Origin of the sequence: Sphingomonas sp. AAP5 (genome assembly GCF_004354345.1) — a bacterium.
Taxonomy (GTDB): domain Bacteria; phylum Pseudomonadota; class Alphaproteobacteria; order Sphingomonadales; family Sphingomonadaceae; genus Sphingomonas; species Sphingomonas glacialis.
This window is the reverse complement of sequence record NZ_CP037913.1, coordinates 1623454-1636082: the sequence shown is the minus strand read 5'-3', so window position 1 is coordinate 1636082 and position 12629 is coordinate 1623454. Positions and strand designations below refer to the sequence as shown.

The 12629-nt window shown below is 67.1% G+C and carries 13 protein-coding genes and 1 tRNA gene; 5 read left to right on the top strand and 9 right to left on the bottom strand.

From position 1 onward, the window contains the following. Positions 1 to 48 precede the first annotated feature (48 nt). The 3 genes from nadC to E2E30_RS07440 all read left to right on the top strand — a co-directional run bounded on the left by nadC (position 49) and on the right by E2E30_RS07440 (position 2101). Positions 49 to 897, top strand: coding sequence for a carboxylating nicotinate-nucleotide diphosphorylase (gene nadC / locus E2E30_RS07450; protein WP_133188660.1), 849 nt, complete (start codon positions 49 to 51; stop codon positions 895 to 897). Positions 898 to 962: 65 nt separating this feature from the next. Further along, on the top strand, positions 963 to 1388 hold the full coding sequence (locus E2E30_RS07445; RefSeq protein ID WP_133188658.1) for a hypothetical protein: 426 nt from the start codon (positions 963 to 965) through the stop codon (positions 1386 to 1388). Next, positions 1385 to 2101: a ribonuclease T2 family protein gene (locus E2E30_RS07440; RefSeq protein ID WP_133188656.1), complete on the top strand. Its 717-nt coding sequence runs from the start codon at positions 1385 to 1387 to the stop codon at positions 2099 to 2101. The genes E2E30_RS07445 and E2E30_RS07440 overlap by 4 nt, the downstream gene beginning before the upstream one ends. 34 nt (positions 2102 to 2135) lie before the next feature. Here the strand turns inward: E2E30_RS07440 and E2E30_RS07435 are convergent, their stop codons facing one another. The 6 genes from E2E30_RS07435 to rpsA form a co-directional block, all read right to left on the bottom strand. Beyond that, entirely contained in the window at positions 2136 to 2549 is a 414-nt protein-coding gene (locus tag E2E30_RS07435; RefSeq protein WP_133191972.1) for a DUF4112 domain-containing protein, read from the bottom strand. Positions 2550 to 2573: 24 nt separating this feature from the next. Further along, on the bottom strand, positions 2574 to 4052 hold the full coding sequence (locus tag E2E30_RS07430) for an ABC transporter substrate-binding protein (RefSeq protein WP_133191971.1): 1479 nt from the start codon (positions 4050 to 4052) through the stop codon (positions 2574 to 2576). 441 nt (positions 4053 to 4493) lie between these two features. Next, a complete protein-coding gene (locus E2E30_RS07425; protein WP_133188654.1) occupies positions 4494 to 6884 on the bottom strand; it encodes a DUF3772 domain-containing protein in 2391 nt (796 codons plus the stop codon). Positions 6885 to 7185: 301 nt separating this feature from the next. Next, positions 7186 to 7271 (bottom strand) — tRNA-Leu (locus E2E30_RS07420). Positions 7272 to 7314: 43 nt separating this feature from the next. Beyond that, positions 7315 to 7593 carry an integration host factor subunit beta gene (locus E2E30_RS07415; RefSeq protein ID WP_133188652.1) on the bottom strand — a complete coding sequence of 93 codons (279 nt, stop codon included), beginning with the start codon at positions 7591 to 7593 and terminating at the stop codon, positions 7315 to 7317. A 158-nt stretch (positions 7594 to 7751) separates the two neighbouring features. Continuing rightward, positions 7752 to 9485, bottom strand: coding sequence for a 30S ribosomal protein S1 (gene rpsA / locus E2E30_RS07410; protein WP_133188650.1), 1734 nt, complete (start codon positions 9483 to 9485; stop codon positions 7752 to 7754). A gap of 288 nt (positions 9486 to 9773) precedes the next feature. Between rpsA and E2E30_RS07405 the strand changes: the two genes are divergently transcribed. Beyond that, complete coding sequence (locus tag E2E30_RS07405) at positions 9774 to 10034, top strand: type II toxin-antitoxin system ParD family antitoxin (RefSeq protein WP_133188648.1); 261 nt, start codon at positions 9774 to 9776, stop codon at positions 10032 to 10034. Next, on the top strand, positions 9982 to 10314 hold the full coding sequence (locus tag E2E30_RS07400; protein WP_240699064.1) for a type II toxin-antitoxin system RelE/ParE family toxin: 333 nt from the start codon (positions 9982 to 9984) through the stop codon (positions 10312 to 10314). Before E2E30_RS07405 ends, E2E30_RS07400 begins: the two co-directional genes overlap by 53 nt. Here the strand turns inward: E2E30_RS07400 and cmk are convergent, their stop codons facing one another. The 3 genes from cmk to aroA are packed head-to-tail and all read right to left on the bottom strand — an operon-like array spanning position 10315 to position 12532. Next, the gene (gene cmk / locus E2E30_RS07395) at positions 10315 to 10941 is read right to left on the bottom strand and encodes a (d)CMP kinase (RefSeq protein ID WP_133188646.1); all 627 of its coding nucleotides are present in this window, start codon (positions 10939 to 10941) and stop codon (positions 10315 to 10317) included. Continuing rightward, positions 10938 to 11186 carry a CBU_0592 family membrane protein gene (locus E2E30_RS07390; protein WP_206365655.1) on the bottom strand — a complete coding sequence of 83 codons (249 nt, stop codon included), beginning with the start codon at positions 11184 to 11186 and terminating at the stop codon, positions 10938 to 10940. The genes cmk and E2E30_RS07390 overlap by 4 nt, the downstream gene beginning before the upstream one ends. After that, positions 11183 to 12532: a 3-phosphoshikimate 1-carboxyvinyltransferase gene (gene aroA, locus E2E30_RS07385; protein ID WP_133188644.1), complete on the bottom strand. Its 1350-nt coding sequence runs from the start codon at positions 12530 to 12532 to the stop codon at positions 11183 to 11185. The genes E2E30_RS07390 and aroA overlap by 4 nt, the downstream gene beginning before the upstream one ends. Between the last annotated feature and the right edge of the window lie 97 nt (positions 12533 to 12629).

Here is a 12629-nt window from a genome sequence, read left to right as displayed (position 1 = left end):
GCGCCATCCTATAGCGGCCCGCTTTCCACCCCGCTGCCGGAGGCTGCCGTGCGCTTCACCCTCGATCGCTTCGATCTCACTGCCTTTGTCGCCGCCACGCTGGCCGAGGATCTCGGTCCGGGCGGCGATATCACGTCGAGCGCGGTCATCCCGGCGGATGCGCGCTTTACGGGCGTGATGGACAGCCGCGACGCGATCGTCGTGGCGGGGTTGCCGATTGCCGAGGCGTTCTTCGTGGCGCTCGATCCGGCGGTCGAGATCGAGCGGCTGGTCGAGGATGGCGAGCGCGTTGCGGCCGGGACCGCGCTGCTCCGGCTGCATGGCCTGGCCCGCGCGATGCTGACCGCCGAGCGTTCGGCGCTCAACACCGTCCAGCATCTGTCGGGGATCGCGACGATGACGCGCGGCTATGTCGATGCGATCGCGGGAACCGGCGCGACCTTGCTCGATACGCGCAAGACGATCCCGGGCCTGCGCGCGCTCGAGAAATATGCGACGCGGATGGGCGGGGCGACAAACCACCGCATGGGGCTGTGGGATGCCGCGATGATCAAGGACAACCATGTCGCGGTTGCTGGCGGCGTCGGCCCAGCGGTCGCGCGCGCCGTCGCGGCGGGGATCGCGCGGATCATCGTCGAGGTCGATTCGATCGCGCAGATCGAGCCCGCGCTGGCGGCGGGCGCGACGCACCTGCTGCTCGACAACATGGACCCGCCGATGCTGCGCGCGGCGGTGACGCTCGTCGCCGGGCGCGTTCCGACCGAGGCATCGGGCGGGGTGCGGCTCGACACGATCCGCGCGATCGCCGAGTCGGGCGTCACCTATGTCAGCGTCGGTCGGCTGACCCAATCGGCGCCGGCGGCCGATATCGGACTCGATTTCACCACGCTCGGATGAGCCATTGCGCGGGGCGCGCTCGGCGCTAATCTGACGCACAAGGGCTTCTAAGGGGGGGAAGAATCGTGGAACGTCCAAACGCGATCGTGCTGTTCGAACGCTGCTATCTCGGCGGCGTCCTCGTCGGGTTGGTCAACGCCGCGCTGTCGTGGAACGCGAGCGTGACGCGGCTTACCGAAGATCCGGTGGCAGCCCAAATGGGGGCGTCATTCGGGGCCGGTACGCTGATCGGCGGGATCCTGCTCGGGCTCCTGATTTCGCTGTTCCTGTGGTACTTCACCGCGCGCGCGCAGTCGGTCGTGACCAAGTGGTTCATCACCGTGTTCTTTGCGATCGGCGCGCTCGGCTTTGTCTGGAGCGTGGTGCGCGGCACCAGCCCGCAGGGGATTGGCGCGGTGCTTTCAGTCGTCGCCTTGGTGCTCGATGGCATCGCGGTCTGGCAGCTGTTCAAGCCCGAGAGCAAGATCTGGTTCGGGGAAAGTGTCGCATGAAACTTCTGTCCAAGGCCGTCGTCGTCGCAGCGCTTGCGCTGCCGAGTGCCGTCAGCGCGCAGGCGCTGCAATGCAGCGTTCCCGCGAGCTTGCCGCGCCCGCATCCCGATCTTGCGTCGGACAAGCAACCGCAGCGCGTCCGCCCGATCACCGGCTACACGCTCGCGCTGACCTGGGCCCCGGAATATTGCCATGGCAATTCCAACGATCCGGCCAAGAGCTTTCGGTGCGGCGGCGGCAACCGCTTCGGCTTCACGCTGCACGGGCTGTGGCCCGATGGCGTCGGGCAGGAATGGCCGCAATATTGCGCTGCAACGCCGCTACTCTCGCCTGAGCTGATCAAGCAGCATGTCTGCGCGACCCCGTCGCCGCAACTGCTCCAGCACGAATGGGCGAAGCACGGCACGTGCATGGGCATCACGCCCGACGCCTATTTCGCGCGCTCGAACGGCCTGTACGGCAAGCTGCGCTACCCCGACATGGATCGGCTGTCGCGCCGACCGCTGACCGCCGGCCAGCTCGCCAGCGCCTTCGCCGCCGCCAATCCCGGCGTCCCGGCGAGCGCGGTGCGCGTGACGGCGAACAAGAAGGGCTGGCTGGACGAGCTGTGGCTGTGCCTCGACAAGAGCTTTGCCTATACGCGCTGCGTCGCCGGGTCGGGCGGGCTGGCGAACGCCGACAGCGTCAAGGTGTGGCGCGGACGACGCTTCTGAGCGCCGCCCCCGCCGACCGGACACTGCTTGCGCGTCAGCGCGCGTCGATCACCGCCGTGGCGGGATAGTGTTTGTCGAGATGGCGCTTGATGATTTTCAAGTTGCGCGTGTTCGAGCGGAACAGGAAATCGGGGATCGCGCCGATGAACGGCACCGCGCCGAGCACGAAATCGATGCCGACATTGCCGAACATCCGCGCCATCTGCGTCTTCGACATGCCGAGATTGCGCGCTTCCCACACCATCCACGCGCCCATCGCTGCGCCGACCGCATCGCCGCCGATCGGGATGAGATCGAGGATCACGTCGAGCCCGACCTTTCGGTTGATGCCCGGAATGGTAAACAGGCCCTCGAGCAAATGCTCCATCGCCTCGATCCGTTTACGCACCGCCGCAGGGTCCTTGCCCGCATAGCGCGCTGCAAAGTCGCCGAGCGGCGGGGGAGTCATGCGAGACGTGTTGGCCATGTCACCTCAATTGGAATCGTTGCGCAAGTGACTCAACGGGTGCCACGCGCGCGAGTTCCCCGTCCACGCCTTGAGGCCGACACTGACCAGCGACCAGCGCAGCGGACGCGCGAGCGGAATGAACGCGACATCGGCGGCCAGCGCGGCATCGGCGGCGGCAATCTGCTGCGCGCGCAGCCGCGGGGAATCGGCCTCGCGCGCCGCCTCGATCGCAGTGCTCGCGGCTTCGCTGCACGGCTGACAGGCGGTGGCGACGTACCAGCGCCCGCTGTCATACGGCGCAACGGCGTCGACCAGCCGCAGGTCGGCCGCGGCATTCGGCGCGACGCGCTCGGGCTCGATGCCGAGCGACAGCAACGCCGCCCCGACATAGCCGAACAGCACCGTCCCGCCGGGGCCGCCCGGCACCGCGACGCGCAGCCGGATATCGCCGGGATTGAGCGCCCGCCATTGATCGATGCGCGCGCGCGGCGATGGATCGCCCTCGGCCGGCGCGAGCGACCATCCGGGCACCGCGGGCGGGGCGGCCGAGTCGAGCTGTTCGGGGAGGAGCTGCGTATCCGGCGCCCAATCCGCCGCGATCGCCGCGACGAAGCCCGCGCGGTCGATCGCGCGCGCGATCGCCGCACGGTTGCCGGGATCGGCGAGCACGCCGCTGCGGTTGACCACCGCGAGCCCAAACAGACCCGCCGCGGGATCGAAGCGGCGGTTGGCGGGGGCGATCTGCGTCGTCATCACGAGCGGCCAATCGTCGAAGCTGCCGCCGGTGACGAGCGCGGTCTCGCCGCGCGTGAAGCGCACGATCGCGCGCGCGGCGCGCTCGCCGATGAGCTGGACGTTGGCGGCGGGGGAGGGTTCGACCGGCTCGTCCTCGACCGCACGCCCCGGGTCGAATGCGGGGCGCAAGGTGACGCTGTGGCGGCGCTGCGCGATCACGCGATACGGCCCGCTGCCGCTCGGCGGCTGGACGCGGAAGATCGCGAGCTCGGGCTGCGCGAACAGTTTGAGCAGATCGGGGCGGGGGCGCTTGAGCCGGATCTCGATGACCTCCGGGGTCATCTCGACGATCTCGTCGATCGCGGTGAGGAACGGGCGCAGCGGGTTGCGCGATTGCGGCGCGAGCTGGCGGCGCAGCAGCTTGACGACTTCGGCTGCGGTCACGGGCTGGCCATCGGCCCATTCGCCGCCGCGCAGCCGGAAAATGTAGCTCGTGCCGTTGTCGATCACGCTCCAGCGCTCGGCGATGCCGGGCTCGACCTGGCCCGTGGCATCGAAGCGGACCAGTCCCTGCGCCGTCGCGTCGAGCATCAGCCGCGCCGGCGTGTCGAGCGGATCGCGCGCCGGGTCGGCCAGGGTCGGTGCGCCGCCGATGGCGCTGACCACGACGGGCCCAGTATCGGCGCGCGGCGTGCACGCGGCGAGCGCGAGCAGCGTGGCGAGGCCGAGGGTCTTGCTGGTCGGCACGAGGCGGGACGGCGCGGGCATCATCCGCGCGTCTTGCCACGCGCCTTGGCGGAGCGCCACCGTGGACCGGCCGGTGGCGTGCGGACAAGCTGGCGTTCCTCTGGCGGCGCGCTCGGTGTTCGTGGCCCCGCAAACGTGAGTCTCGAAGGCATTGATCCGCCGTACAGAGGTGCGGCGCGCGCCAGACGCCGCGGCACCAGCAACCGCCTCGTCAAACTTTGCCGACACCGTCGCGCCGGCAGCGCTCACCGACGCCTTCAATGGTGCCAAACGGCCGCGACCAGGAAACGCGCGACCAATCGGCAACGCCACGGCCGATCTGCCCGCGATGCGCTATGCCAGCGGGGCCTCATGGCGGGACCGGGTTATCCGTCGCCCGCCGCATCGCGCCGCTTTTCGGAGTGGACGATCAGGTCGACGGATTTCGACACCGTTCAGGCCTTGAGCATTCGCGAGCGGCCATCACGGAGCATGGGGGGTAAGATCGGTACCCGCAGCGATCAGTTCGAGCCGCTGCGGAACCGTGCCAATGTCGATCCCTGCGGCCCGGAATTGGTCGAGCAACGTCATCAGCACCGTGCTGCGCGCGGCATAGACCGCGCGCTGATTGGCGACGTGACCAAAGCAGTTGAATTCGATCCGTCCTTCGGTGAGCCCGTCGATGAAGACCTTGGGGGGCGGTTCGTCGAGCACTGCAGCATCGCTCGCAAAGGCCTCCTGCACCATGGCCCGTACCTGGCCGGCGTCGGTATCGAGCGGGACCGAGAATTTGATCTGGATCCGCCCCAGCGGGCCCGCCATCGTCTTGTTGAGCACCGACTTGGTGATCAGCTCGGAATTGGGGACGATCAGCGTCGAATGATCGGCCAGCTCGATTTCGGTCGAGCGGACGCTGATGCGCTTCACGTCGCCCTCGTCATTGCCGACGCGGACGAGATCACCGATCTTGATCGGGCGCTCGGCCAGCAGGATCAGCCCCGACACAAAGTTCTGCGTAATCGCCTGCAGGCCGAACCCGATGCCGACCGACAAGGCCGATAGCAGCAACGCGACTCGTTCGACCCCGATGCCGAGCGATGCGAGCGCCCAGATAAAGGCGACCGCGATCGCGACATAGCGCGCCACGAGGCTCACCGAGTTGCGACCGCTCCCGTCGAGGTCGGTGATCGGCAAGTAGCGGTTTTCGAGCCAGCCCATGAACGCGCGGGTGAGCGCCAAGCCGATGCCGAGCACGACGATCCCGCGCAGGATCGTTGCCGGCGAAATCGAAACACCCCCCACTTCGATGCCCTGCGCGAGCACCCCGAGCCGCCCGAACACCGCCGCAAGACCGCCGCTGCCCCCGAACGGCGACACCAGCAGCCCAAGCGCGACGCACACCAGCACCAGGCGCAAGACGGCCGAAAGCAGGACGCCGAACTGGTCGATAACGCTGCCGCGGACCCCAAGCGCGCGGGTCAGCGTGACGCCGAGCCGGCTCGACCGCGTGAAGGCGCTCGTCGCGACATCGTCGACCGCGGCAGTCATCAGATACACGGTGGCGCCGAGGATCGCCGCCCAGGCGATGACCTGCGCGGTGAACAGGCTGAACGCGATATAGCCGAGCAACAGGGCGGTCGACGCGATGAAGACGAGCACCCACACCACGAGCAGCACGATGCCGACTCCGGCGCTTGCGGTCCCATTCGCGGCATCGTCTTGCGCCGATCGTTCGGCGCGCAGCCGCCCCAGCACCAGCAGGAACGTTGCGATCAGCAGCAAGTGCAGCAAGGCAATCAGCGTCTGGCTCGCGACCTGAGCAGCCTGGCTCGCGCCGATCGCGGTATCGAATGCCGACAGCAGGATCGTGCCAAACGACAGTCCTGCGAGGATCCAGGTGAGCGGCCTCACGCGCGCCGCCGTCTCGTCGTCGATCGCGGCGATCCGCCATGAGGGCTGGCGGCGCATGAGCAGCGCTCCGCTGACGGCGGCGGTAAACGCACTGAAGCCCGTCGCGAGCACGACCGCATCCCCCATGCCGGCCCACCGCAGCGGGAGCAGTCCCGACCAACGCAAGCCCTGCATCACGATCATCGCGGCGAGGAGCGGGCACAGCGTCCCGATGATCACGCGCCACAGCGCATTGGCCGATCGCCGCACGCGGCGCCCCGGCGCGCCTTCGACCAGAACCTTCTGACCGAGCGCGCGCGCCCAGATTCGCACGGGGAGGAAAACGACGAAGCCAAGCACGAGGCCAAGCAGCGCTTGCCAGGGCAGGCCATGGCGCGCGCTGCCGATCTGATCGATGCCCTGCTTGAGAAAGAGACCGACCCGCTTGATGTCGCGCGGAAGCGAAGCCAGCAACGTCTGCCAGAACGTCGGCGCCAGCGGCGACGCCGCCTGGGCCGAGATCTTCTCGTTGAATTGCTGCTCGCGGCTTTGTTCGATTTCGTCGACCAATTGTTGGGCTTCGACGCTGGCGAGCCCGGCGCGCTTGGCGGTCGCATCGAGCGCGGACCGCTGTTGCGTCAGCGCCGCGCGTTGCGCCGTGATGTCGGGCGCTTCGGTCACGCCGGGTGCCGCGGGGCCGAGCCCGGCGATCCGCGCATCGAGCAGCGTGATCTGATCGTCCAGCGCGGCGCCGACGTCCTTGGCGACTTGCTGTGCGGCGAGCGCGCGCATGCGCAGCGCCTTTTGCGCGTCAGCGTCGACGCGTCCGTCGAGCGCGCGATCGACTGCGCGCAGCTCGGTCTCGGTTCGCGCAAGTTGGCCCGAGAGCGTCACGGCAGGCGCCTGCGCGGCCAAAGGCTGTGCGATCAGGATCGATAAGGCCAGGATCGATAAGGCGGGCGCGCCCAGCAGTCGTTTTCTCATGATATCCGTCCAAACACCGCACCCGCCCTGCTCGACTGGAACGCGGGGCGCCAGCGGCGTATCCGATGCTGGGTGATCACACTACCGCTTTGCCCCGGTCGACGCGGTGCGGAGGGGACTTGCGCCCAGTTTTCCAAGCGGGTCGGTGTGGACCTTCAGCAGGGAAGGGGGGCGGGCTTCAAGACACCGTCTCGGCGGCCGCGCCCCCGCATGTCACGAGCCAAGATGGGGTGTCGGGATGCATGGGGCTTCAGGCGCTGCGGGCCCAAACGGGCAAAGCGATTACCAAAAAATTTAAAGCTGGTGCGGACGGCGGGACTCGAACCCGCACACCCTGAGGGCGAGGGATTTTAAGTCCCGTGCGTCTACCAATTTCGCCACGTCCGCGCGGTACTCGTCCAAGCGCACCGAGCGCGCGGCGTCAACCCACTCAGACGTTCAAATTGGCGCGCATTTCCTTGCCGGGTTTGAAATAGGGCACGCGCTTTGCGTCGACGTCGACCAGTTCGCCAGTGCGAGGGTTGCGCCCGGTGCGCGCATCGCGTGCGCGGGTCGAGAAGGCGCCGAAGCCGCGCAGTTCGACACGGCCGCCAGCCGCAAGCCGCTTGATGATTTCGTCAAAAAAGGTCGTGACCAGAGCCTCGATATCGCGGGGCGACAAATCGGGATTTTCGGCAGCCAGTGTCTGCACCAATTCTGATCGTATCATCGTACGCGTTCCTTACCCCCAAGCCTCGCCCGAGCGGACGAAATGGCCGCTTCGGCTTGATCTATAGCAAGCCTAGCATGGGGATAGGTTGAAAACGACGGAAAAAAACGAAAGGGGCGCCTTCCTCCCGGAAAACGCCCCTTCGTCATCCTAAAGTATTACTTCTTGGCGTCGGCACCCTGCGCCTTGAGCGCTGCACCGAGGATGTCACCCAGCGACGCGCCCGAGTCGGACGAGCCATACTGCGCAACCGCCTGCTTCTCTTCGGAGATCTGCATCGCCTTGATCGAGAAGGTCGGCTTCTTCGAGCGGTCGAAGCCAGTGACCATCGCATCGAACTTCTGGCCGGTCTGGAACCGCTCAGGACGCTGCTCGTCGCGATCGCGGCCGAGGTCGGTGCGCTTGATGAAGCCCGTCGCGCCGTCGTCGCCGACCTGCACTTCGAGACCCGCGTCGCGGACTTCGAGCACGGTGACCGTGACGATGGCGTTCTTGTTGAGGCCCGATGCCGCTGCCGAGATGCCGCCGGCGGCAACGCCGCCTGCTGCAGGGGCACCACGCTCGAGCTGCTTCATGCCGAGCGAGATACGCTCCTTCTCGGCGTCGATGTCGAGCACGATGGCCTGAACCATTTCGCCCTTGCGATGCAGGTTGAGCGCGTCCTCGCCCGAAACGCCCCAGGCGATGTCGGACATGTGGACCATGCCGTCGACGTCGTTGTCGAGGCCGATGAACAGACCGAATTCGGTCGCGTTCTTGACTTCGCCTTCAACGGTCGAACCGATCGGATGCGCTTCAGCGAAGGCCTCCCACGGGTTGCTGATCGCCTGCTTGAGGCCGAGCGAGATGCGACGCTTGTCGGGATCGACCTCGATGACCACGACGTCGACTTCCTGCGAGGTCGAGACGATCTTGCCGGGGTGAACGTTCTTCTTGGTCCACGACATTTCCGAAACGTGCACCAGGCCTTCGATGCCCGGCTCGAGCTCGACGAACGCACCGTACTCGGTGATGTTCGTGACGCGGCCGGTGAGCTTGGCGCCGACCGGGTACTTCGCGGCTGCACCTTCCCACGGATCGCTCTCGAGCTGCTTCATGCCGAGCGAGATACGCTGCGTGTCCTTGTTGATGCGGATGATCTGAACCTTGACGGTATCGCCAATGTTGAGAACTTCCGAAGGATGGCCGACGCGCTTGTAGCTGAGATCGGTGACGTGCAGCAGGCCGTCGATGCCGCCGAGGTCAACGAACGCACCATAATCGGTGATGTTCTTGACGACGCCGTCGATGATCTGGCCCTCGGCGAGCGACAGGATGAGGCCCGAACGCTGCTCGGCGCGGGTCTCTTCGAGGATCGCGCGACGCGACACGACGATGTTGCCGCGCTTGCGGTCCATCTTGAGGATCTGGAAGGGCTGGGGGATGTCCATCAGCGGGGTGACGTCGCGCACCGGGCGGATGTCGACCTGCGAACCCGGCAGGAAGGCCACGGCGCCGTTGAGGTCGACCGTGAAGCCGCCCTTGACGCGGCCGAAGATGACGCCCTCGACGCGCGCGGTCTTGGCGAATTCGGTTTCGAGCGTGTCCCATGCGGCTTCGCGGCGGGCGCGGTCGCGCGACAGCATCGCTTCGCCGTGCACGTTCTCGACACGGTCGACGAACACTTCGACTTCGTCACCGACCTTGAGATCGGCCTTCTGGCCCGGCATCGCGAATTCGCGCAGCGGAACGCGGCCTTCGGACTTCAGGCCGACGTCGATGACGGCCAGATCGTTCTCGATTGCGGTGACGGTGCCCTTGACGACGCGGCCTTCGAAGCTGTCGGCACCGCCGAGAGTCATTTCGAGGAGGGCGGCGAAATCGTCGCGGGTTGGGTTTGGCTGAGTGGCCATAAAGGGATCAGATCCTAAATCATTGTTCCGGCCAGCCGGTTGTCTCCGGCGGTCTTGGCCTATGTGTCGGAACAGCCGAATGCCGGCCCGACATCCGCCGATTGACGTTCACGGGGGCGGGCAACTCGCTAAATGCGAAAAGGGCGCGAGAGGACATGCCTGTCGCGCCAGCCTCCGCGAGCACCGCTCGCCGGACCTTGCGGCTATAGCCGAGCGCGAGGGGGCGATCAAGTCGCGTTGGTGTTGACAAAGATTGGCAATATGAGACCTTCGACGTCGGAGATTCACATGGCCACGATGAACATTTCCCTGCCCGATGCGATGAAGGATTGGGTAGAGGCGCAGGCCGCGACAGGCCGCTTCGGCAACAGCAGCGATGTCGTCCGCGACCTGATCCGGCGGGAGCAGGTTCGGGTGGATAAGATCGCCAACATGCAGAGGATGGTCGACGAAGCCCTGGAAGGTGGAGTCTCCGACCTGACAGCGGAAGACGTGTTTGCTGAAGCTCGCCGGCGTTTCCTCGCGCGTGACGGTAGCGATGCCCTATAGGCTCTCGCAGCCAGCGAGGCGTGACCTCGACGAAATCTACATCCGGGGGGCGGAGCTATTCGGCATAGCCCAGGCCGACGAATACAGCGCTGGCATGGCGCAGACGCTCACGTTTTTGGCATCCTATCCGCGCGCAGCGCGGGAGCGAACCGAGATCGTGCCGCCGGTGCGTGCGCATCGGTACAAGGCGCATGTCGTGATCTATCGTTTGGCGGAAGATGGGATCCTGATCTTGCGGGTCCGTCACGGGCACGAAGATTGGACGTCCAACCCAGTATGATCAATCGCGGGTGATTCTCGAGTCGACGATATCGATCGCACGCTGCACCGACGCCTCGATCGACAGGAAGCTGGTGTCGAGGAACGCCGCGTCGTTGGCGGGGACGAGCGGTGCGTTCGAACGTGTCGAATCGCGCAGGTCGCGGGCGCGGATGTCGGCGAGCACCTTGTCGATGCTGATCAGTGACCCGTGCGACCGCAGCTCGGCGTGACGGCGCTTGGCGCGGATGTTGGGCGTGGCCCGCACGAACAGCTTGGCGTCGGCGTTGGGGGCGATGACCGTGCCGATGTCGCGCCCGTCGAGCACCGCGCCGCCCGGTTGCTGCGCGAAGCGCTTTTGCCGCTGGAGCAACGAGGCACGCACGAGCGGATGCGCCGAGACGACCGACGCCAGCGAGCCGATCGCATCGCTGCGCAGCATCGGATCGTCGAGCAGCGAATCGTCGAAGTCGCACGCGGCGACCGCATCGGCCTCGACCGCGGCGTCCAACTCGAGCCGCTGCACGTTTGACGCGACCGCGCGATAGAGCAGCCCGGTATCGAGATGCGGCAGGCCATAATGCCGCGCGAGCGCACGCGCGATCGTGCCCTTGCCCGAGGCGGCGGGTCCGTCGACCGCAATAATCATCGGCGTCTAGCCACGATACGTACCAATCCAATGAGAGCGATTGCGGCCCAGGCCAGTTCGAGGGCGAGCGCGGGGAGATTGTAGTTCACCACGAGCGACAGCGCGAGTAGCGACGCGCCCAGAAAATTGAGCCCGTTCGACAACAGGTTCGGAGCGGCATTGCGGAGCGTCTGGTACGCGAAGCCGGTCAGGATGACGATCGCGCCGACAAAGCCAATCAGATCGGCGGTATGCGAATCGATCATGCGTCGCCGCTCTGCAACTGCGCGATCTGGTCGAAGAAAGCGGGATAGCTCGTCGCCACCGGCGACGCGTCGTCGAGCGTGATCCCGGCGCCCGCGCTCCCTTCGCGGCAATGCAAAGCCGCCACCGCCATACTCATCGCGATGCGGTGGTCGAGCAGCGTCGCGATTGTCGCGCCGCCGGGCAGCGGATCGCCGCCGGTGCCGTCGATGATCATGCCGTCCTCGACTTCCTCGACACGCGCACCAGCGGCGCCGAGCGCGGCGGCCATCGCCGCGATGCGGTCCGATTCCTTGACGCGCAGTTCGTCGGCGCCGCGCGCGATCGTGCGGCCGGTGGCGAAAGCGGCGGCGACGAACAGCACGGGATATTCGTCGATCATGCTCGGCGCGAGATCGGGCGGGATCTCGATGCCGGTGAGGGCCGCGTGGCGGACGCGCAGATCGGCGACGGGCTCGCCGCCGACTTCGCGCGGGTTCTGCTCTTCGATGCTCGCACCCATCAGGCGAAGCGCGGTGAAGAGGCCGGCACGGGTCGGGTTGAGCCCGACATTCTCGACCACGACGTCCGATCCCGGCACGATCGTCGCGGCGACGACGAGGAACGCGGCGGAGGAGGGGTCGCCCGGCACGACGATCGCTTGCGGCGTGAGCTCGGCCTCGCCGGTGATCTCGATGATGCGGCCTTGCGGCGATGGCTCGACCGTCACGGTCGCGCCGAAGCCGCGCAGCATCCGCTCGCTATGGTCGCGCGTCGCGATCGGCTCGATCACGCGCGTGATCCCCGGGGTGTTGAGGCCGGCGAGCAGGATCGCCGACTTCACTTGCGCCGAGGCGACGGGGAGGGTGTAGGTGATCGGGATCGCGGGGCACAGGCCGCGCAGCATCAGGGGGAGGCGACCGCCCGGGCTCGACGTCACATCGGCGCCCATCTGCGACAGCGGGGTGATGACGCGGCCCATCGGTCGCTTCGACAGCGAGGCGTCGCCGATGAAGGTGGCGGTGATCGGGTGGCTCGCGACCAACCCCATCAGCAGCCGCGTCGAAGTCCCCGAATTTCCCATCTCGAGCGCGGTCGCAGGCTGGAGCAGTCCGCCGACGCCGACGCCGTCGACGTGCCACACCGCATCGTCGCCGCGGCGGATCGTCGCGCCCATCGCGCGCATCGCGGCCGCCGTGGCGAGCACGTCCTCGCCCTCGAGCAGCCCCTCGATCCGGCTCGTGCCGACCGCAAGCGCCGAGAGCATCAGCGAACGGTGGCTGATCGACTTGTCGCCGGGGACGCGGACGCGCCCCTTGAGCGGCCCGGATGGTTGGATTTCGCGGGGGACAGGCGTAGGGTGTGTCATCGGGGCCGCGCTTTGACAGTGCGCTTGCGCTATGGCAAGGCGCGCACCACTTTGCGGCCCTTCGGGTCGCGAGACCCCAATTCCTATCAGCCCCATG